General features: G+C 65.2%; 19 protein-coding genes and 1 pseudogene. 17 read left to right on the top strand and 3 right to left on the bottom strand.

Annotated features, from left to right (window positions below):
* The first annotated feature begins 111 nt into the window (after window positions 1-111).
* The 13 genes from AC50YA_RS09730 to nboR all read left to right on the top strand — a co-directional run bounded on the left by AC50YA_RS09730 (window position 112) and on the right by nboR (window position 14,109).
* Window positions 112-1,311: a TIGR03364 family FAD-dependent oxidoreductase gene (locus AC50YA_RS09730; RefSeq protein ID WP_494982081.1), complete on the top strand. Its 1,200-nt coding sequence runs from the start codon at window positions 112-114 to the stop codon at window positions 1,309-1,311.
* A gap of 42 nt (window positions 1,312-1,353) precedes the next feature.
* On the top strand, window positions 1,354-2,268 hold the full coding sequence (locus AC50YA_RS09725; protein WP_494982080.1) for a phosphate/phosphite/phosphonate ABC transporter substrate-binding protein: 915 nt from the start codon (window positions 1,354-1,356) through the stop codon (window positions 2,266-2,268).
* A complete protein-coding gene (locus AC50YA_RS09720; RefSeq protein WP_494982079.1) occupies window positions 2,265-3,020 on the top strand; it encodes a phosphonate ABC transporter ATP-binding protein in 756 nt (251 codons plus the stop codon). Before AC50YA_RS09725 ends, AC50YA_RS09720 begins: the two co-directional genes overlap by 4 nt.
* On the top strand, window positions 3,017-3,820 hold the full coding sequence (gene phnE, locus AC50YA_RS09715) for a phosphonate ABC transporter, permease protein PhnE (protein ID WP_494982078.1): 804 nt from the start codon (window positions 3,017-3,019) through the stop codon (window positions 3,818-3,820). The genes AC50YA_RS09720 and phnE overlap by 4 nt, the downstream gene beginning before the upstream one ends.
* 241 nt (window positions 3,821-4,061) lie before the next feature.
* Entirely contained in the window at window positions 4,062-4,559 is a 498-nt protein-coding gene (gene uraD / locus AC50YA_RS09710) for a 2-oxo-4-hydroxy-4-carboxy-5-ureidoimidazoline decarboxylase (RefSeq protein WP_494982077.1), read from the top strand.
* Window positions 4,556-4,897 carry a hydroxyisourate hydrolase gene (gene uraH / locus AC50YA_RS09705; protein ID WP_494982076.1) on the top strand — a complete coding sequence of 114 codons (342 nt, stop codon included), beginning with the start codon at window positions 4,556-4,558 and terminating at the stop codon, window positions 4,895-4,897. Before uraD ends, uraH begins: the two co-directional genes overlap by 4 nt.
* 471 nt (window positions 4,898-5,368) lie before the next feature.
* On the top strand, window positions 5,369-6,709 hold the full coding sequence (locus tag AC50YA_RS09700) for an MFS transporter (RefSeq protein WP_494982075.1): 1,341 nt from the start codon (window positions 5,369-5,371) through the stop codon (window positions 6,707-6,709).
* Window positions 6,710-6,775: 66 nt separating this feature from the next.
* Window positions 6,776-7,459 (top strand): GntR family transcriptional regulator, encoded by a 684-nt coding sequence (locus tag AC50YA_RS09695; protein ID WP_494982074.1) that lies wholly within the window; start codon window positions 6,776-6,778, stop codon window positions 7,457-7,459.
* Window positions 7,456-8,277 carry an aspartate/glutamate racemase family protein gene (locus tag AC50YA_RS09690; protein WP_494982073.1) on the top strand — a complete coding sequence of 274 codons (822 nt, stop codon included), beginning with the start codon at window positions 7,456-7,458 and terminating at the stop codon, window positions 8,275-8,277. The genes AC50YA_RS09695 and AC50YA_RS09690 overlap by 4 nt, the downstream gene beginning before the upstream one ends.
* Before the next feature lie 24 nt (window positions 8,278-8,301).
* Window positions 8,302-9,753, top strand: a complete 1,452-nt coding sequence (locus AC50YA_RS09685) for an amidohydrolase family protein (protein WP_494982072.1) — start codon at window positions 8,302-8,304, stop codon at window positions 9,751-9,753.
* An 8-nt stretch (window positions 9,754-9,761) separates the two neighbouring features.
* Window positions 9,762-10,493: a maleate cis-trans isomerase family protein gene (locus AC50YA_RS09680; RefSeq protein WP_494982071.1), complete on the top strand. Its 732-nt coding sequence runs from the start codon at window positions 9,762-9,764 to the stop codon at window positions 10,491-10,493.
* A gap of 210 nt (window positions 10,494-10,703) precedes the next feature.
* A complete protein-coding gene (aceE, locus tag AC50YA_RS09675; RefSeq protein ID WP_494982243.1) occupies window positions 10,704-13,469 on the top strand; it encodes a pyruvate dehydrogenase (acetyl-transferring), homodimeric type in 2,766 nt (921 codons plus the stop codon).
* Window positions 13,470-13,500: 31 nt separating this feature from the next.
* Window positions 13,501-14,109: a nicotine blue oxidoreductase gene (gene nboR / locus AC50YA_RS09670; RefSeq protein ID WP_494982070.1), complete on the top strand. Its 609-nt coding sequence runs from the start codon at window positions 13,501-13,503 to the stop codon at window positions 14,107-14,109.
* On the opposite strand, the pseudogene AC50YA_RS09665 reads toward nboR, so the two are convergent.
* Window positions 14,039-14,342 (bottom strand): annotated as a pseudogene (locus AC50YA_RS09665) (hypothetical protein); the annotation flags it as partial. The gene nboR and the pseudogene AC50YA_RS09665 overlap by 71 nt on opposite strands.
* A 438-nt stretch (window positions 14,343-14,780) precedes the next feature.
* Between AC50YA_RS09665 and AC50YA_RS09660 the strand changes: the two are divergent.
* Complete coding sequence (locus AC50YA_RS09660; RefSeq protein WP_494982069.1) at window positions 14,781-15,185, top strand: hypothetical protein; 405 nt, start codon at window positions 14,781-14,783, stop codon at window positions 15,183-15,185.
* Between the two features lie 403 nt (window positions 15,186-15,588).
* Here AC50YA_RS09660 and AC50YA_RS09655 read toward each other — a convergent pair whose 3' ends face one another.
* The gene (locus AC50YA_RS09655; protein WP_494982068.1) at window positions 15,589-16,335 is read right to left on the bottom strand and encodes an HpcH/HpaI aldolase family protein; all 747 of its coding nucleotides are present in this window, start codon (window positions 16,333-16,335) and stop codon (window positions 15,589-15,591) included.
* Between the two features lie 54 nt (window positions 16,336-16,389).
* On the bottom strand, window positions 16,390-17,310 hold the full coding sequence (locus AC50YA_RS09650; protein ID WP_494982067.1) for a cupin domain-containing protein: 921 nt from the start codon (window positions 17,308-17,310) through the stop codon (window positions 16,390-16,392).
* Between the two features lie 210 nt (window positions 17,311-17,520).
* Between AC50YA_RS09650 and AC50YA_RS09645 the strand changes: the two genes are divergently transcribed.
* From AC50YA_RS09645 to AC50YA_RS09635, 3 genes are read left to right on the top strand one after another with little or no spacing between them, the layout of a single operon-like run.
* On the top strand, window positions 17,521-18,330 hold the full coding sequence (locus AC50YA_RS09645) for an IclR family transcriptional regulator (RefSeq protein WP_494982066.1): 810 nt from the start codon (window positions 17,521-17,523) through the stop codon (window positions 18,328-18,330).
* Window positions 18,331-18,377: 47 nt separating this feature from the next.
* Window positions 18,378-19,760, top strand: coding sequence for an MFS transporter (locus tag AC50YA_RS09640; RefSeq protein WP_494982065.1), 1,383 nt, complete (start codon window positions 18,378-18,380; stop codon window positions 19,758-19,760).
* Between the two features lie 32 nt (window positions 19,761-19,792).
* Window positions 19,793-20,716, top strand: a complete 924-nt coding sequence (locus AC50YA_RS09635) for a DUF6282 family protein (RefSeq protein ID WP_494982064.1) — start codon at window positions 19,793-19,795, stop codon at window positions 20,714-20,716.
* Window positions 20,717-21,046 lie beyond the last annotated feature (330 nt).

Here is a 21,046-nt window from a genome sequence, read left to right as displayed (position 1 = left end):
AATGAACACGGCATTAACTCCGCGGGCCTTCAATGAACAAACCGTAAACTTGTTCAAACAAGTGCCATATTGGCTTGATTGACGCGCTCCGGAGCGGCCACTATCGATCTTGTGAATACCGAAAACCTTCAAAACCAAGCCGCCGGCAGCCTTCCGTCCTCCGTGGACGTGGTGGTGGTCGGGGCAGGCATCGTGGGCCTGGCCCACGCGGCCCTTGCCGCTGATCGCGGGCTCTCCGTGCTGGTCATTGATCGCGATCACCGCGCGGTGGGCGCTTCCATCCGGAACTTCGGACACTGCTGTATCACCGCGCAGACCGGCGACTTGTATGAACTGGCCATCACCGGCCGCAAGCACTGGCTCGACTTCTCGGAACGCGCCGGCTTTTGGGCTACGGAATCCGGAGCCGTGGTGGTGGCGCGCACCGCAACAGAACTTCGCGTCCTGCACGAACTGGCGGAACGCCGCGAACCCGGCCAGATCGTGCTGCTCAGCGCCGCGGAAACGTCCGCCCGGCTGGGGCGAGTGGCTACCCCGGAGGGTCCGGACGCAACGGAAGGTCCCGTCGTCGTCGGCGGTGCATGGCTGCGTGATGACCTCCGCGTCGATCCCCGGACCACGGTGGCGAGCCTTGCTGCCTGGCTGGATTCGCGTCCGGACACGTCCGTGCGATGGAATACGTCCGCCGTCGGCTTTGCCGCGGGGACCGAGCGGACAGCCCTGGTCCGTACAAGCCGCGGCGAGGTGGAAGCCAACCACGTGTTTGTGTGCGTGGGCCACGACGTGGACCTGCTCTTCCCGGAACTTGCCGAAGGGCACAAGATCGAACGCTGCTCGCTGCAGATGACAGCCGCGGCGGGCCCCGAAGGCTTGGAGCTGGAACCGGCAGTCCTGACCGCCACCTCCATGCTCCGCTACGGGGCCTTTGTGGAGATGCCGTCCGCGCCGGACCTCCTGTCAGAGGTTCAAGCACAGGATCCGGCCCTCCTGGACATCGGCGCCAACGTGATGTTCACCCAGCGCCCTGACGGTTCCCTGCTCCTGGGCGACTCGCACGCCTACCAGAAAACCGCCGACCCCTTCCTGGCAGAGGCCACCACAGCGCTCCTGCTGGACCGGATCCAGGACGTCCTGGGGGTCGAATCCCTCGACATCACGGAACGCTGGCAGGGCATTTACGCCTCCAGCGAGGTGGGCCCGCTCCTTGTTGCCGGCGTTGCCCCCGGCGTCACCGCCGTGTCCGTCACGGCGGGAATCGGCATGACCGTTTCCTTCGGCCTGGCGGCGCGCAACGTCTCCGCCCTCCCCTAATCCGCCATCGCGCTTCTCCCCCCAAAACCCTCAAGGACCCCCATGAAAACCCGCTACCTCGCCCTGATTCCGGCCGCCCTGCTCGCCGCCGTCGGCCTGTCCTCCTGCGCCAGCCCGGCCGCCCAGAACGTTTCAGCCAACCCCGCCTACTGCGCCGACGGCCCCATCAAGTTCGGCATCGAACCCTATGAGGACCCGGCCAAGCTCGAACCCGCCTACCGCGTCCTCGCCGATGCCATGGCTGCGAAGCTGGGCTGCGAGGTGGAGGTCCAGGTGGTGGAGGACTACTCGGCAGAGGTGCTGGCCATGGCCAACAACCGCCTGGACATCGGGCAGTTCGGCCCCATGGGCTACGTCTTCGCCAGCACCAAGGCGGGAGCGGAGCCCATCGCTTCGTTTGGAACGGCCGACGGCGAACTCAGCACCTACACGGCCGGCATCTGGGTACCCAAGGACTCCGCCATCCAGTCGATCAACGATCTCAAGGGCAAGGATGTGGCACTTGGCGGCATCGGCTCCACCTCCGGCGATGTCCTCCCCCGCTATGGGCTCAAGAAGGCCGGCATCAGCGAATCCGACCTGGACATCAGCTACGCCGGCGGGCATCCCGAAGCCCTCCTGGCCCTGACCAACGGGACGGTGGACGCCGCCGAGATCAACTCCCAGACCCTTGCCTCTGCCACCGCCGCGGGCACCTTCAAGCCGGAGGATTTCCGCCAGATCTGGACCTCGGAAGCCATCCCCAACGATCCCATCACCATCCGCAGCAACGCCGACCCGGCCCTCAAGGAAGCCGTCCGCGACGCACTGGTAAACCTCCCCGCCGAGGCCATCGAAGAAGTGGGCGCCTTCCTGGACGTCACGCCTCCGGGCCCGCTGCTGGCCGTCACCAAGGAGACCTACCAGCCGCTGTTCGACCTCGCCGCCACCATGGGACTGACCGAGGAAGACCTGTGACAGCGGTCCAGGTGGCTGGCCTGACCAAGGCCTACGCGGGGACCACGGTTCTGGACGGCGTCGACTTCACCGTCCGGGCTGGGGAACTGCTGGCCTTCCTGGGCGCCAACGGCTCGGGAAAGTCCACCACGCTCAAATGTGTCATCGGGCTGACCCGTCCGGATGCCGGCACCGTCCGCGTCCAGGGCAGGGATCTGGGGACCCTTCAGGGCCGGGCACAGATCCTGGCGCGCAGCCAGGCGGCCATGGTCTTCCAGAAAATCCAGCTTGTTCCGCGCCGGACGGCCCTGGACAACGTCTGCTCCGGCGGACTGCTGCGGGTCCGCGGCCTCGCCTCGGTCAGCCCGGCGTTTTTTGCCAAAGACCTGAAGGAGGAAGCCATGGCATGCCTGGACCGCGTAGGGCTGGCAGGGATTGCCCTGGAACGGACGGGGAAGCTGTCCGGTGGGCAGCAACAGCGCGTCGCGATTGCCCGGGCCCTCTGCCAGCGCGCTTCGGTGCTGCTCGCGGACGAACCAGTCTCCGCCCTGGACCCGCATGCGGCGGAACAGGTCATGGCGCTGCTGGCCGAACTTGCCCACACGGAGAACCTCGCCGTCGCTGCGGTGCTCCACCAGCCGGACCTCGCAATCCGTTACGCGGACCGCGCCATCGGCCTCCTCAAGGGAAAAATAGTGTTCGACGGCGGCCCGGCCGGCCTGACGGACGATGTCCTGGACACGCTGTACGCACCGGACAGGGTTGCAGCATGAGCGCCCCCGCACTCCCCCGGGCACGGCGCCAGTGGACCCGCACCGGGACCGTCGCCACCGCCGTCGTACTCCTCATTGCCATGCATGCGGTGGCCCTGGAGAGCACGGAGTTCAAACCTGCCCTGCTGGTCGACGGCGCCCAGGGCATGGGGCGGTTCCTCGCCGAGGCGTTCCCGCCGGACCTGAACTGGGAGAAGGTAATGAAGCCCAGCCTGGAAGCAACCCTGGTGACGCTGTGGATCGGGCTGCTGGGAACCACCCTGTCCATTCCCACCGCCCTCCTGCTGGCCGCGCTGGCGTCGGAAACCACTACTCCGCATCCCGTCGTTTACCAGGCGGCGCGTGCTGTGCTGTCCTTCTTCCGGGCGGTGCCTGACGTTGTTTTTGCGCTGATTTTTGTCACCGCCGTGGGGCTGGGCCCGTTCGCCGGCGTGTTGGCCCTGATCTGCCACAACACCGGGGTGATGGGGAAGCTGTGGGCCGAGGCCATGGAGGAGAGCGACCAGGGACCCGTCCAGGCGCTGGCCTCCGCCGGTGCCAGCAAACTGCAGCAGACGTTCCACGCGAGCATCCCGCTGGTGGTCCCCCAGTTCGTGGGGCTGCTCCTTTACCGGTTCGACGTGAACGTGCGGTCCTCGCTGGTCCTGGGCCTGGTGGGTGCCGGCGGCGTGGGCCTGCTCATCAACCAGGCCATCAAGTCGTTCCAGTTCGATCAGATGCTCACGCACATCATCGTGGTGCTCGTCCTGATCGTGCTGGTTGACCAGGCGTCGGCACTGATCCGGCGCAGGCTCGCCTGACCTGCGCCCCCGGAACAGAAACAGCGGACGACGGCGGGACCTCCCCCCGTCGTCCGCTTTCTGCTGGTGGCGTTACCCCTTCCGTTGCGGCATCACCCAAGCAGCGTCCCGGAAGTTGACACCCGCAGGTGCGTGCGGTTGACTTTTGCATATGCTGAAATAACAGTTCCATGATGCGGAATAAAATATCCGCATAGCCTGACACCGTGGATGCCAGCATCGAAACACGAGGACTTGCCTCATGCATCTTGAACAATTCAATGCGGCCGGCCGCACCGAGGCTGCCGATTTCCTGCGCCCCTGCCTGGACATCCAACGCTGGATCGACGAGCTCGCCGACGCCCGGCCCTATTCCAGTCCCGACGCGCTGCTGGCGGCAGGCCGTGGCGCAGCCAACCCCTTCACCCCGGCGGAGATCGAAGCAGCTCTCGCCCACCATCCGCGGATCGGCGAGCGGGCACAGGGCGACAGCGCGGAAGCGAAGCTGTCCCAGTCGGAACAGGCCGGACTGGGCGTGGCCGATTCTGCCGTCGCCGAGGCCCTGGCGGAAGGCAACCGGGCCTACGAGGAGAGGTTCGGACAGGTGTTCCTGATCCGCGCTGCCGGCCGCAGCCGCGAGGAGATCCTGGCCGCCCTCAACACCCGGCTCGCCCACACCCCCGACGCAGAACAATCAATCATTGGCCAGCAGTTGCGGGAAATCGCTGTGCTCCGACTCGAAGGACTGATGGGCAAATGAGCATTTCCCACGTCACCACCCACGTACTCGATACCGGCTCCGGTAAGCCGGCGGCCGACGTCCCGGTAACCCTCCACGTTCTCGACGGCGAGCGTTGGGTCCAGATCGCCGAGGGCGCCACCGACGCGGACGGACGCGTCAAACAGCTGGGACCGGAGCGGCTCCCTTCCGGGACCTACCGCCTGGCCTTCGACACGGGAAAGTACTTCGCCGCGAGCGGCACCGAAACGTTCTTCCCGGAGGTAACCCTCACGTTTGGTGTGGTCGAGGCGGAGGCCCATTACCACGTGCCGCTCCTGCTGAGCCCGTTCGCATATTCCACCTACCGGGGCAGCTGAGCACGCCGGCACCCGCCAGAACCTGCCAGAACCTGCCAGAACGAACCTGCCAGAACCTGCCACGGCAGGAAGGGCCCGCGGCGACGCCGCGGGCCCTTTGTGCGCCCATCTTCCGGCCCGTCGATACGGCCACTCCCGCCGCAGTCACGCCGCCGGCCGGATCCCCCACATCGCTCCGCCCCGCCCCGCCGCTCCGGCAGGATCCCACACCCGCCACAGTCACAATCGGTGATTTAGCCCGGGTGGGCCATAACGGAGGAAATTCCCTTGACAGTGGCACGGGTCACTTCTATTCTGAATTTTGGGATCCCAAATTGGGATCCCAAAAGATCGCGTTACGGATCCCGAGCCGCAGTACATTGCCCGGCGCTTCCGGATTGGACCCAGGACGCCCCACCAGCCGGCCTCCTGCCCCGCGAACACCCAGGTCTATTCCCCGTCTGCAATCTTCCTCTCTGTGAAGGAGAAGTTGTGTCTGTTCAAAATACTGAAACCGCTGTACCCCTCCCCGACGACAAAACCGGCAAGGACGGCGTGCAACGTCGCACCAACGTCCGCTGGAAAATGTTCCTTCTCCTACTGGTTCTCGTCGCCGTCAACTACATCGACCGGGGCTCCATCTCGGTGGCCCTGCCGATCATCCAGAAGGAATTCAACCTCGCCCCCGAACTCGTGGGCCTCCTGCTCTCCGCTTTCTTCTGGACCTACGCGCTGATGCAGGTCCCGGTAGGCCTCCTGATCGACAAGTTCGGTCCCCGCAAGGTCATGACGGCGTCCTGCGTCGGCTGGGGCGCAGCCACTGCAGCGTCGGGCCTGGCTGGGAGCTTCCTCAGCATGTTCATTGCCCGGCTGGGCATTGGCGTCACGGAAGCCGGTGTTATGCCGGCCGGCGGCAAGCTCAACGCGATCTGGATGCACAAGTCAGAGCGCGGACGCGGCGCCACCATCCTCGACGCCGGCGCGCCTCTTGGTGCCGGCCTGGGCGGCCTCATCATTGCCGGCCTGATCGCCTCCACCGGCAGCTGGCGCCTCTCGTTCATTATCGCCGGCGCCGCCACCGTGCTGATGGGCCTTGCCGTCTGGTGGTACGTCCGCGACAACCCCCGCCAGCACCGCGGGGTCAACGACGCCGAGGCGGAATACATTGAGGCCTCCCACGCGGCCGAGGACGCCGCGGCGGAGCTCGACGGCAGCAAGGGCAAACGCGCCCTCCTGCCCTACTTGAAATTCCGTTCCTTCTGGGCCATGTGCTTCGGCTGGCTGGGCTTCAACGGCGTCTTCTACGGACTGCTGACCTGGGGACCGCTCTACCTGGCCCAGGACAAGGGCTTCGACCTCAAGACCATCGGCTGGTCCACATTTGTCATCTTCGGCGCCGGCTTTGTCGGCGAAATCCTGGGCGGTGCGATCGCCGACAAGTGGCAGTCCACCGGCGCCTCCGCCAACCGTGTCATGCGCACGCTGCTGGGCACGTCCAGTGTTGTGGTGATCGGCGGCCTGATCGGAGTCACGGTCGTGGCCGATCCCACCACCGCCGTCGTCCTCCTGTCCGTGGTCATGTTCTTCCTCCGCTGGGTGGGCCTGTTCTGGAGCATCCCCTCCATCCTGGGCGGCCGGACCAACGCCGGCGTCCTGGGCGGGGCGATGAACTTCAGCGGCAACATCTCCGGTTTCGTGACCCCGATTGCGGTCGGTCTGATCGTGGGCGCCACCGGCTCCTACACCTGGGCACTGCTCTACTTCGTGGGATCCGCGATCATCATGGGCGTATCCGTCCTGACCCTGAACTACAACAAGCGGCTACCTGTCTAAGCTAGCCAAACACCTGTTCCTGAAGCCGGGAACGCAGTGCCGGACGAGAACCGAGAGTGGAGAGACATGCACAGCGCAGAAGAGACCCAGGACAAGGAACGCCCCCTTCGGGAGGCTGTCCGGGACACCCTCCGCAACAGGATCTTTGAAGGGCATTACGTTCCCGGCACCAGGCTGGTGGAACGCGACCTGGCCGCTGAGTTCAAGGTTTCCCGCCTTCCCGTCCGCGAAGCGCTCCGCATGCTGCGCCAGGAAGGACTCCTCAGCGACCGGGGCGCCCGCGGAGCCGAGGTCAGCACCCTGAGTCCCAAGGACGTCGAGGACCTGTTCGACGTCAGGGAGTCCCTCGAGGTGCTTGCCTGCCGGCTGGCCGCCACCCGCGCCACCACCGAAGACCTCAGCGGCCTCAAAGCCCTGCTTGACGAGGCAGGCCGCTGCCTCGCCAAGGGCGCCATTATGGAAGCCCACCGGGCCAACAGCGAATTCCACGATGCCATCACCCGGATCGCGGACAACGGCTTCCTCAAGTCCGCACTGGAACCGCTCCAGGGCCGCATGCACTGGCTCTTCCGCCACGTCAGCGATCTGCCGGAGCTGATCGAAGAACACCGTGCCCTCTACGCCGCCATCGCCAGCGGCGACCCGGAACGGGCCGCCGCCCAGTCTGCGTCTCACATCGGCAAATACCGCGACCAGTTTCCGGAGGATTTCAGCCGGACAGAACCCGCCCTTCATCGGAAGAACCCATGAAACTTCTTGTCATCAACCCCAATATCAGCGACGACGTCACCGCCCTGATCGAGGCGGAGGCCCTCCGCTCCGCCTCCCCCGGAACCGAACTCGTGGTCCGGACCGCCGGGTACGGCGTCGAATACATCGAAACCCGCTTTGAATCCCTGATCGCGGCGGGAGCCGTCGCCGAAATCGTCGCCGAGTACACCCGCGACGGCGCCGGCGTCGACGGCGTGGTGGTGGCCGCATTCGGCGACCCCGGGATGCCGGCACTGAAGGAACTCACCGACATCCCCGTTATCGGAATCACCGAGGCGGCCCTCTGCGCCGCCGCCCTGCAGGGGCACCGGTTCTCCATCATCGCCATCTCGGACCGGATCCGGCCCTGGTACCAGGACTGCGTGGAGCGCTTCGGGCTCGGCGGCAGGTTGGCGTCGATCCGCTCCATCAACGAGGCCCTCAACGGCATCGCCTCAGTGCAGCAGGACTTCAAGGCAACCCTGCTGGCGCTCAGCCAGCAGGCCGTCACAGAGGACGGGGCCGACGTCGTGATCCTCGCCGGAGCACCTCTCGCCGGCCTGGCCCGCGAACTCCGCGGGCAGATCGGTGTCCCCGTGGTGGACGGTATCTCCGCAGGCATCCGCATGGCGGAAGCGGTCGTCGGCCTCGATTCCGGCCCGCACCGCGCCGGCGCCTTCGCGCCTCCCCCCGCCAAGGCCCGCCGCGGCCTCACCGGGAACCTGGACGCCGCCCTCACCACCGCGCAGAACGCCGCCGCGCACGATCCCGCCCGCAGCGGCGCCACCCAGCCGGCCTCGCCCGCACCGGCCAACTAGCTACTTCTACTTAGGAGGACACCGATGTCCGACACCCCAGAACTCGTCATCGCCAACGGCACCGTGGTCAACAGCTTCGGCCGGCGGCACGCCCATATTGTGGTCCGGGAGGGCCGCATCGACCGGCTCGTGGACGCCTCTGAGCCCATCCCCGCCGCTGTTCGCGTCATCGATGCCGCCGGCCGGCTCGTCATTCCCGGCGGCGTCGACGGACACTGCCACGTGGCCCAGATAACCGGGCGGTTCCGCACCCTCGATGACTACCGGACCACATCGACGGCCGCGTTGTGGGGCGGCACCACCACCATCATCGACTTCGGCATCCCCCGGGACGCCCGGGAAACCCCGCTCGCGGCCGTCCTGCACAAGAAGGAACTGGCCCGCGAGTCCCGGTGCGACGTTGCACTGCACGGCTCCGTGGTCAGCTGGGACGAAACCGTGCCGTGGCAGCTGGAGCAGCTCGCCGCCGAGGGTGTGCGTTCGGTCAAGATGTACACGACCAACCGCGGCAGCACCATGGCCGACGGGGACACCATCCTGAAGGTCATGCGTGAAATGGTGCGCCTGGACGGACTGACCTACATCCATGCCGAACACGACCCCATCATTTCGGACTGCACCCAGCAGCACGCCGACGACGGCCGGATCGGCGTCGAGCACCTGCACCGGACCCGCCCCGAGCTCGCCGAAGAGGTCTCGGTCAAGGAGACCCTGGCCATGGCCGAATACACCGGCGCCCCCGTCTACTTTGTGCACCAGTCGACGCCGGGCGCGGTTGACCTGGTCACCGAGGCCCGCAGCCGCGGGCAGGAGGCCTACTCCGAGACCTGCCCGCACTACCTCACCCTCGACGACAGTGTCTACGGCTCGGTAATGCCGGAGTGGTACGCCTGCTGCCCGCCCATGCGCAGCCCGCAGACCGTCGCCGCGCTCCGGGAACGGCTTGCCGACGGCGCCATCCACGCCGTCGCCTCCGACCACTCCTGCTACGACCTCTCGCAGAAGCGGGAGCGCGCGGACGACATCCGCGAAATGCCGCACGGCCTCCCGGGCGTCGAAACCCGGATGCCCGTCACCTTCACCGCCATGATGGAGGCCGCCCGCGGCGGCGAAGCGCGGGTGGAGGACTTCGTCGAAGTCTTCGCCGCCGGCCCTGCCCGCATCAACGCCCTCCCCCGCAAGGGAACCATCGCCCCCGGGTTCGACGCCGACTTGGTCATCTTCGATCCGGCCGAGGAACGCGTTGTCGACGGCGCCGCCCTGCACATGGGCACTGATTTCTCCCCGTTCGACGGCCGGACGCTCACGGGCTGGCCCGCCGTCGTCGTCTCCGCCGGACGCGTGGTGGTGGACAGCGGCGGGTTCCACGACCCCGGGGCTGTTGGCCGCTTTGTGGCCCGCAAGGGTTTCACCGAACACCGCGACGCACTGTCCTGGCCCCAGGAATCCCGCCCCGCCGTCTACGCCGCCAGTTAGGAACCCCCATGCCAAGCCAAGCACGCAAGACCCGCATCGGCATGATCGTGCCGTCCTCCAATACCTGCCTGGAGCCGCAGAGCTACCGGATTCTGGGCGAGCGGGACGACGTCACCATTCATTTCACCCGGATCCCGGTCACCCGGATTGCTCTGGACGACTCTTCGGACAAACAGTTCGACTCCAGCGTTATGCGCACCGCCGCGGAGCTGCTGGCCACCTCGGATGTGGATGTCATTGCCTGGAACGGAACCTCGGGGTCCTGGCTCGGAGCAGAGCATGACCGCACCCTGGTGAAGGCGATCACCGACGCCACCGGGATCCCTGCCACGACGTCCACTCTGGCCTACTTGGAGGCGTTCAAATCATTCGGCACAGAGCGGATCGGGCTGTTCACTCCGTACACCGGGGACGTCAACGAGCAGATCGTGGAGTCCTACGAACGGGACGGCATCAAAACAATCGACAACCGGTTCCTGGGCCTGAGCGACAACGAGTCGTTCGCCCGCGTGGCGGATGACGAAATGCGACCGGGTTCGCTGGAGCTCGCCGCGTCCAAGCCAGATGCCATCATCTACCTCTGCACCAACCTCTACGGCGCCAACATCACCGCGGAAATTGAGGCCGAGACGGGCGTTCCCGTGCTGGACTCGGTGGCCGTCACGCTGTGGCATTGCCTCAAGATGGCGGACGCACCGCTGCTGGACCCGCGCTGGGGCAGGCTCCTCACGTCTCCCTGAAAAGCAACGCGGGGTCAGATACGGCCGATTCCAGGCGGCCTAATGGGCCGTATCCGACCCCGCGTTGCGTGTGGCTCCGTTAGCAGCCAAATGTGACCGTCCGCTCGCCTTGACGCGCGGATCGTCGCCTAGATAATCTCGAGATGCAATAAAGTTTTCTCACAGAACGAAAACTTGAGCCAACTATTCAACGATGAAAAGAGGCTGGACGTGGCTGCAGGAGAAGAGACCTCCCATATCCTCAGCGGGTTGACAAACCAGCTGCCCGATCGTGATCCGGAAGAGACCGCCGAATGGCTGGAGTCCCTGGATGCCCTGATTCAGGAACAGGGCACCGAGCGTGCCCAATACATCATGCGGAGCCTGCTCCAGCGCGCCGGCGCCCAGAGCGTGGGCGTGCCGATGGTGACCACCACGGACTACGTGAACACCATCCCGGCGGACCAGGAAACGGCGTTCCCGGGGGACGAAGAGATCGAGCGGAAGTACCGGTCCTGGCTGCGCTGGAACGCCGCCATCATGGTGCACCGGGCGCAGCGGGCCGACATCGGCGTGGGCGGACACATCTCCACCTACGCCGGTGCCGCCACCCTGTATGAAGTCGGCTTTAACCACTTCTTCCGCGGCAAGGACCACCCCGGCGGCGGTGACCAGGTCTTCTTCCAGGGCCACGCCTCCCCCGGCATGTACGCCCGCGCGTTCATGGAAGGCCGGCTCGCCGAGGAGGACCTGGACGGATTCCGGCAGGAAAAGTCCAAGGAAGGCCACGCGCTCTCCTCCTACCCGCACCCGCGCCTGATGCCGGACTTCTGGGAATTCCCCACGGTGTCCATGGGCATCGGCCCGATGAACGCGATCTACCAGGCCCAGTCCAACCGGTACCTGCACAACCGCGGCCTGAAGGACACCTCGGACCAGCAGGTCTGGGCGTTCCTGGGCGACGGCGAAATGGACGAGCCCGAGTCCCGCGGCCTGCTCCAGCTCGCCGCCAACGACAAGCTCGACAACCTGAACTTCGTGATCAACTGCAACCTCCAGCGCCTCGACGGTCCCGTCCGCGGCAACGGCAAGATCATGCAGGAACTCGAAGCGTTCTTCCGCGGCGCGGGCTGGAACGTCATCAAGGTCGTCTGGGGCCGGGAGTGGGATGACCTGCTCACCCAGGACTCCGACGGCTCGCTCGTGAAGATCATGAACGAGACCCCGGACGGCGACTACCAGACCTACAAGGCAGAGTCCGGCGGATTCGTCCGCGAGCACTTCTTCGGCAAGACCCCGCAGACCAAGGACATGGTTGCGGACCTCTCCGATGACGAGATCTGGAACCTCAAGCGCGGCGGCCACGACTACCACAAGGTCTACGCCGCCTATAAGGCAGCCACCGAATTCAAGGGCAAGCCCACCGTGATCCTGGCCAAAACGGTCAAGGGCTACGGACTCGGACCCCACTTTGAGGGCCGCAACGCGACCCACCAGATGAAAAAGCTCACCCTGGACGACCTGAAGAAGTTCCGCGACTACCTTCGCATCCCCATCACGGACGAGCAGCTCGACGCGGACCTCTACCGGCCCCCGTACTACCACCCCGGCATGGACTCCCCCGAGATCAAGTACCTCATGGAGCGCCGCCGCGCCCTGGGCGGTTTCGTCCCCGAACGCCGGCCGGACCACACTCCGGTGGAGCTGCCGGACGCCAAAACCTATGAGGTTGCCAAGCGCGGTTCCGGGAAGCAGCAGGCCGCCACCACCATGACATTTGTGCGCCTGCTTAAGGACCTGCTCAGGGATAAGAAGTTCGGGCACCGTATTGTCCCGATCGTTCCGGATGAGTCCCGGACCTTCGGCATGGACGCGTTCTTCCCCACGGCCAAGATCTACAACCCGGACGGCCAGGCCTATCTTTCCGTGGACCGGGACCTGGTCCTCGCGTACAAGGAATCCGCCCAGGGCCAGCTGATCCACCCCGGCATCAATGAGGCAGGCGCCGTCGCGGCTTTCACCGCCGCCGGCACCGCCTACGCCACCCACGGTGTACCGCTGATCCCGATCTACGTGTTCTACTCCATGTTCGGCTTCCAGCGCACCGGCGACGCCTTCTGGGCCGCCGCGGACCAGATGACCCGCGGCTTCATCATCGGCGCCACCGCCGGCCGCACCACCCTGACCGGCGAAGGCCTCCAGCACGCCGACGGCCACTCACCGATCCTCGCCTCGACCAACCCGGCCGTCCTCACCTACGACCCCGCCTACGGGTACGAGATGGGCCACATCATCCGGGACGGCATCGAGCGCATGTACGGGCCGGCCGCAAGCAGCGATGGAACCGGACCTGCATCCGATAAGAACCTGATGTACTACATCACGGTCTACAACGAGCCCATCTCCCAGCCGGCCGAACCTGAGAACCTCGACGTCAACGGAGTGCTGAAAGGCATCTACCGGGTGTCGGCGTCGGGGCTTGAAGGGCCCAAGAGCCAGATCCTGGCCTCCGGCGTCTCCGTCCCCTGGGCTCTTGCTGCCCAGCGGATCCTCGCCGAGGACTGGGGCGTCTCCGCCGACGTCTGGTCCGTGACGTCCTGGAACGAACTGCGCCGGGACGGGCTCGCCGCGGAGGAAGACGCCTTCCTGAACCCGGGCCAGCCTGCCCGCATACCGTTCGTTACGCAGCAGCTCGCCGATGCGCACGGGCCTGTTGTGGCGGTGACCGACTACATGAAGGCCGTGCCGGACCAGATCCGTCAGTTCCTCCCGCACCAGTTCGCCTCGCTCGGAGCAGACGGCTTCGGCTTCTCCGACACCCGGGCCGCAGCCCGCCGCTTCTTCAAGAACGACACCCACTCGATTGTGGTGAAGACCCTGCAGCTGCTGGCTTCGCGCGGCGAGGTGGACGGCGGCGTGCCCGCCTACGCGATGGACCGCTACAAGCTCCTGGACGTCAACGCCGGGACCACCGGCGGCGCGGGCGGCGACTCCTGACCCCGGTCATCTGGCTGGATAGGCTGGGACGATGGCTGACCTGGACACACAACGCACGACGGCGGTGCTGCTTGCCGCCGGCGCCGGGACGCGGCTGGGGCTCGGGCCCAAGGCGTTGCTCCGGTTCCGCGGCCGCACGCTCGTTGAAGTCCTGGCAGACGTGCTGCTCGCAGGCGGCTGCCGCGAAGTGGTGGCGGTGCTCGGCGCGGACGCGGAAACGGTCCGCGTCGCCACCGATCTCAGCCGGCACCGGGTCATCGACAACCCGGACTGGGCCACCGGAATGGGAAGTTCGTTCCGGGCGGGAGTGGCCGCAGCAGCCCCGGAGGACCATGTGCTCATCGCGCTCGTGGACCAGCCCGGCCTGACCGCAGAAACCGTCGCCAGGTTGCTGGCATCCCACCGGACTGGCCGGGTGACGGCGGCCGCCTACCGTGCCCCCGAAGGGAAACTCCGCCGGGGACATCCGCTGCTCCTGGATTCCAGCCTCCGCGCTGAGGCCGCCGAAATGGCAACGGGCGACGGCGGGGCCCGTTATTTCCTCCAGGCCCATCCCGAACTGATAGACCTCATCGATTGCAGTGACCTCTTCGGCGGCGAGGATCTTGACTCCCCCGAACAGCTGCACCTCCTCGATTAACTCCGGGCTTCGTTCGTCCCGCCTGCCGCATCGGAAGACCCTCAGGCGCGGCAGCGCGTGTGCCGCCTCCTGTGGAACGCGGATCTGTAGCGACGCCGAGGGTGATGGCGGAAACGTGGTGGGTGATTTGGTCCTTGAACGGCCATGATGATGGTAACGCTTCGATCGAGCTGGCCTTCCCACTTGGAGACAACGAACGTGGCGACGCAGTTGCCCAGGAGGTTCACCACCACCCCGCGTCGGGTCCATGAGGGCGGTCTGCACCGATGTCCCGTCTCATCTAAGTTGGCCCATGAAACCCCCGGAAACTCGCGGTTGGGCCAACTGTAGTGAGACAGAAACCATTAGTGGTCCATCTGTAATGAGACTGGGCCACTTTAGATGAGACAGGACAATTGAGACAGGACAGTAGGTCCGTTACGAAGATGCCCCCTTCTAAGCGTTCAGCTTTACGTAACGTCCGATATCGGCGTTGAAGCAGCGCGAGCTACCGGCATGTCCGGAATTTAACGCGGATGTTGATTGCCAAGACAGTTGGCCAATTGACACGCTAGTTGGCCAAACCTGCCAAGGGGCTGGCCAGCACAGGGCCTGCGGCCGCAAGATGCAGCCCTCTGACCGGCGGCGTCTAGAGTTCGAGCGTCGCACGCCAGGTCGCTTGATAGAGACTGGTGACGCCGCAGCTTTACGACGATATCCGCGGCGTCGTCGTCCAAAACAGCGCGTCGATCTTCGACTGCCTCTGGCAGGGGCACCGCCTGCACGGCCCCACCGGCCGCGACCACCACAACATCCGCGGCGGTCTCCGTGGCAGCCTCGACCTGTATCCCGCCGTCGTACGAATCCTCACCATCGCGGTCGAGTACCTCGAGCTCTACTGGCCGATCACCCACGGCAAAAGGGCCATGCTTCTGCACCCACGCCCCGAGCAAGGACGGCTCTACCCCTACCTACGGCCACGCCTGGAATGGATCGGATCGGGCCCGGAGAGCTATCGGATCATCGACGGTGTCGTCGCCGCCCTGATAGCAGCGCTCAGCCTCCGCGACATCGAAGTCCTCCCGCCGCGGTCGTGATGGCCGAACCCCACCGCGGATTTTTGGCCAACTCCGCTGGCAATAGGACGCCGTCCGCGAGGCTGAGATAATCGCAATTCTCGTGGCCAACTACCTGTTGCGCTGGCCAAGAAGGCTGGCAAGCCACAGCGGAGCCCCTAGCAAGGTGAAACGGTCTTGTACCAGCTGTCTGCGTTTAGGCCGGGCCGGTAGCGGCCCGCCGGCCCCGAATATGCTGTGGGGTACCGCGGATGGAAGCGTTTCCTGCTCCCTTCTGGGTGTCATAAGAATGCGAGGCACCAGCGGTGTGGTGCGAGGGTCCGCGGAGTTCATAACTCGGGGAGACTGCTTCGCTTCATCCGCCTTTTGCCAGCAAAGTAAATGGCGCAAAGCTCTTTGGAGCATTTGTTGTCGCGTTAGTGGATCAGGGATGTTGCGCCTTGACTGTTCTTGTGATGTTTGATGCTTCGGCTACGAGCATTGCGGTGTCGCTGCTGGCCATCACGAAGTCGAATCCTTGGTCCAGGGCGGTCTTGGCGCCTGCGGCGGTGCCCGAGGCAAAGCCGCAGGGTTTTCCGGCCCGGTGGGCAACGTCCAGGGCGTGCAGGTAGAGCTTGACGACTTCGGGGTCGGTGGGCGTGGTGCCCATATCCATGCTCAGGTCAGCGACGCCAATGAAGAGGGCGTCGATGCCTTCGACGGCGGCGATCGCCTCCACGTTGTCCAACGCGGCTTTGCTTTCGAGCTGGGGAATGCAGAGGGCCTCGTCGTTGCCTGATGCGAGGTAGGTGGCCGTGGGTAATGTTCCCCATCGGCCTGCCCGGCTCGTGCCCCCGGCGCCCCTGATCCCCAGCGGAGGGAAGCGGACGGACCTGGCAGCGAGTTCGGCCTGCTCGGGGGTGTCGATGTGGGGAATGAGGACGCCGGACGCTCCGGCGTCAAGGATCCGCTGGATGGAGGAGGGGTTGAGCTCCTCGACGCGTACCAGGGCGAGCAGGCCTTCCGCAGTTGCGGTGTTGATCAGTTGGTAGGCCGTGCGGACGTCGATGGGGGCGTGTTCCTGATCAATGACCACGAAGTCGAAGCCTGCGTGCGCCATGATCTGTACGGATTCGATGGGTGGCAGTTTGACCCAGGTGCCGACCGACCCGGGCTTGTTGAGGATGGACACTGGGGCCGCCTTCTGTGACATGTGGGATTGGTGGACGGTGGGCCTACCGGACGGCTATTTGCGGGGGTACTCGCCGGCATTAAGGACCCAGCCCTGCTGGGCGGAGAAGTCCTCGCGGGGCGGGCTGAAAATGTCGATGAGGATGTTGGTGCCGGGTCCCGTGGCCCTGGTGGTGTGCACGGTGGGCGGCGGGATGATCGCCAGGGAGGGGCTGCCGACGGGCGTGTGCTCGTCCTCGAGCCACTGGTTCATGTCCGGAGTCCATGGTGTCCGGATGTGGTGGGTAAAGTTTCCCCGGACGGCCAGGGAACCCTGTTCGAAGTCGTCGTGGTGGTGGGGGGAGAGCTTGGTGACGTCGCGTGGACCCTCGGTGGGGTACATGTAGTTGATCATGAGGGTCCGGGTGCGGAAGATCCGGCCGAATCGGCCTGGCTCAGGCGTGAACTCGTCCATCGGGTAGACCCGCAGCTGGTCGCCGTCGACAGGTTCGGGCCATTCTTCCAGCGATGCCACGCGAGGGTGGTCGGCACGATAGTCCGCAGCGTTGTCCGCCTGGGCTGCGAGGTCGGCTGTGCGGATATCAAAAACACGTACGACGTCGGTGGGCTGGTCCGCCCTGATGACGGACTCGCCGGCAGGGATGACTACAAGGCTTTGGCCCTTGGCCGTGACCTCGGCGCCCACCGCGTCGACGGTGACGATCGCGTGATCCTGGTGAAGGATGGCGACGTACTCATCCTGCCCTTCGGGCCGGCGCAACTCGTCACCTGCCGACAGCCGGGTATAGGCAACGATGAAGTTGTGGCCGCGGGTTATCCAGGTAGGGCTGCCCAGCTGGCTCACGTGGGTAGGGTCGCCGTCGAACTCTGCGTAATGGGCTGCCGCGATCGCGGCGTCCGGGGCTATGGCGGTAGCGGCGCTTGCTGGGGCAGCAGCGCGGCCCAGGCCGGCGCGGGGATCTGACTTATCAAACATGGGTCTCTCCTCTTGACGTAGTACTGCACCTGGTTCGCTTTGCTTGGTCATACCTCACAATGCGAACAAATCCAGCGGATTGCGCGGCGGAGTCCGCGGACCAGTGCGGTGCAGCGCTTGTGATTGTGGTGCAGTTCACTTAGAGTATCAACAAATGGTCGCGCATTGCGAACACAGAATCATTCATACGAACAAAGTCAGGGAAATCGAATGTCTGAGGAAACTCAAGTCGGCTCGGCCTCGGATATCCAGGCCGTCACCCGGGCTGCCCAGATCCTGCAGCTCTTCGGTCCCAACCGTCCGCAGGTAACAGCCGCCGAGGCCGCTGACCTGCTGGGGCTTAACAGGTCCACTGTTTACCGGTACTGCAACTCATTGGTCGCTGCCGGGCTACTGGAACGTGGGCACGCCGTCGGATCATTCGTTCCCGGCGGTCTGCTGCTCCAGCTGGGCACGTTCGCCATGAGCCAGCGCAAGGTCCTTGACCTTGCCCCGGCCGTGATGCGCGATCTTAGTTTAGGTGCCCACATGACAGCCGTCCTCAGTCTTTGGGGTTCCGGCGGGCCTGTGGTGTCGCGGGTGGAAGAAGACACCAGCCGCAACGTTGTGGTCTCGGTCCGCGTGGGATCGCAACTTCCGCTTACCTCGGCCCAGGCCAAGGTGTTCCTCGCCTTCACCTCGGATCAGCTGCGGACCGAGCGGATGCTCTCCGCGCTTCCGCCGGAGCACCAGGAAGCCCTTCGGGCAGAAATAGAACTGACGCGCGAGACCGGCGTGGCCACAAGCCCTGACCTCGGCGGCGTCAACGCGGTATCGGCCCCGATCTTCGATGAGCACGGAATCTGTGCCTCCCTCGCCCTCGTGGCCACCAACCATGTCCTGGGCCTGGACCGTGATTCGCAGGCCGCATGGGACGTGGCAACAGCTGCCGCCGAACTCTCCGCTGCGCTGGGCGCCGGCACCCGGCTGATGGCCACCGAGTCCCCGGTAGTCAGTGTCAAAGCAAGCTCCAGCAACTAAAAATCAACATGCTCCCCAATCCCCGAAAAAATCAACGGAGGACTACGATGTCCACGCACCCCACTCTGCAGACCCCCGCGCCCGCCAGTCCCAGTCCCACCGCAGGCAACGGCGCCAAGCCGGACGCTGGCCGGTCCGCGCTGAAGGGCGGAATCTTCGGCTACTACGCCGACCAGTTCGATATCTACCTGCCCATCATTACCCTGGCCCCAGCCATGATCTACTTCCAGCCCCCGGAAATGGACAAGGGCACGGCCGCCACCATCGCGGCACTGGTCTTTGCCTCCACGCTGATCGCACGTCCGCTGGGCTCGGCCATCTTCGGCCACTTCGCAGACAAATTCGGACGCCACAAGCTCACGCTGGTTGCTCTGGCCGGCTTTGGCCTCGCCACGATGGGCATCGCGTTCCTGCCCGGCTTCCAAAGCATCGGCACCTGGTCGGTTGTGCTTCTCGTCCTGCTCCGTTTCATCGGCGGCGTCTTCCTCGGCGGTGAATACAGCACCGCTGTCCCGCTGGCCATGGAATGGACGCCCAAGAAGCACCGCGGCCTGGCCAGTGGCCTGATCACGGCCACCAACCCGCTGGCCAACGCCACCATTGCCGTCTTGACCTTTGCCCTGCTCATGGCGCTTCCCGCAGGAAGCGTCGACTCGCCCTACGTCCAGTGGGGCTGGCGCATCCCGTTCGTCATCGGCGGACTGCTTGCAGCTGTAGTTTTCGTTTACTACGTCCGCCACGTGGAGGAAGCTCCCGACTTTGACGCGTCAGCGACCAAAGAGTCACCTGTAAAGGCCCTCTTCCTGGGCCGTCACCGCCGCAGCCTCATGCAGGTGTTCATCCTCATGACCGGACTCTGGTTCCTGACCAACGTAGCGGCAGCCATCCTTCCCGCCACGCTCAAGAATGCGGTGGGAGTGCCGGACAAGACCGTCAGCGTCATTATGCTGATTGCCTCCGTGGTCACCATCGGCGGGTTCCTGGGCGCCGCGGTACTCTCCCAGAAAATCGGCCGCCGGCGCTTCTACATCGGCTTCGGCGTCGCGTCGCTTTCGGTCGCCTCCGCCGCTTTCGTGATGCTGCTGAACACGCCGGCCGAGGACCTGGTGTCCGTGACCATTCTGGCTGTTGTCATCGACGTGTTCACCATCTCTGCCTTCGGCCCCATCGCCGCGTACCTCACCGAACGCTTCCCGGCGGCGATCCGGGCGAGCGGCTACGGCATCGGCTACAGCTTCGCGCTGATCATCCCCGCGTTCTACACCTTCTACCTCAGTGGGCTCACGGCGTTTATGCCGATGGCCTACACCCCGATCGTCCTCATAGTCATCGGCGGCGTGCTGCTGTCGGTCGGCGCATACCTAGGTCCAGAAACCAAAGACGTTGACATGGGCTCCGCGGCTGTTGAGCCAGCCGGCTCCCCGTCCTAGCGTCCCACTTCGTTCGTATCCAAGGAGAAAACATGACCACCCTCGCAACTGACGAACACGTCTTCACCGACCACCGGATCCCCGAACTGCTCGTCGGCGCAGTGGACCTGCATGTGCACCCGGCGCCGTCGCCGTTCCCCCGCAACATCGGCATCCGCGGCGTGGCCGACATGGCCCACGCCGCCGGATTCCGTGCCATCTTGATCAAGTCCCACCACCACAGCATGGTCACCGACATTGCCGCTGTGGACGATGCCATTGGCGGACTGCCCCTCCCTGTCTACAGTGGCGTGGCACTGAACAATTACGTCGGCGGCGTCAACCCCTACGCCGTGGAACTCAGCCTCCAGATGGGCGGCCGCATGGTCTGGATGCCCACGGTGTCCTCTGAGCAGCACATCTGCGTGCACGAACGTGAAGAGCACCTGAAGTTTCCCTCCACGAGCATCACGTTGCGCAAGACGGCGCCGATCAGGGTGATGGACGACGACGGCACCCTCCTTCCGGACACGGTAGAAGTCCTGCAGTTGGTCAAGGAGGCCGACGCAATCCTGTCCACCGGACACATGTCCCCGCCTGAAATCACCGCAGTACTCCGGGCAGCGAAGAAGATGGGCCTGCGCCGCCTGGTGGTGAACCACCCGAACTTCGTCATCGAAGCCAACCCCGCCCAAGCCCGGGAATGGGTGGAGCTCGGCGCAGTTGTGGAGCACGGACTGGTGCAATACGACGACCGCACCACCTTCTTCCAGTGGAACGTTGACACCATGCTCAGCTTCATCAACGCAGTCGGGGTCGACAACACCATCATCGGTTCCGACCTCGGCCAGAAGAACAATCCCTTCCCCATCGACTCCTACGAACGCGTCCTCGGCCAGCTACTGGACTCCGGCGTCAGCAGGGAAGATGTCCGCAAGCTCGTGGCCGTCAACACCGGCCGGGTCCTGGACGGCTAACAGGCAACGTCTGGATAAGATCCATTCAACTCGACCGCATCCAGAACGACGGTCTCGTGACTATGGCTGAGGACACGACCGCCGACGCAGTGGAGCCGGTCTTGTATGTTCGGGTTCTGCTCACTGCCGACCAGATGCACGCGAATATGGAGGACCGGCGTCTGGTCCTCCATATGACCGGGAGTCTCGCCCGGTAGTTTGCGACGACGTTTGTCCTGAATCGATGAGTGGCTTCATACCAGGGGATTGAGCTCGCCCTGGTATGAATTGAGCCACGAACTGCCGTAGGTCTCCGGCACGACCCCTTTTGCGGTCTCTCCCCGGCCATTT

This window comes from Pseudarthrobacter sp. RHLT3-21 (genome assembly GCF_059383495.1).
Note: the sequence above shows the minus strand (reverse complement) of the source record. Positions and strands in the feature narration are given on the sequence as shown.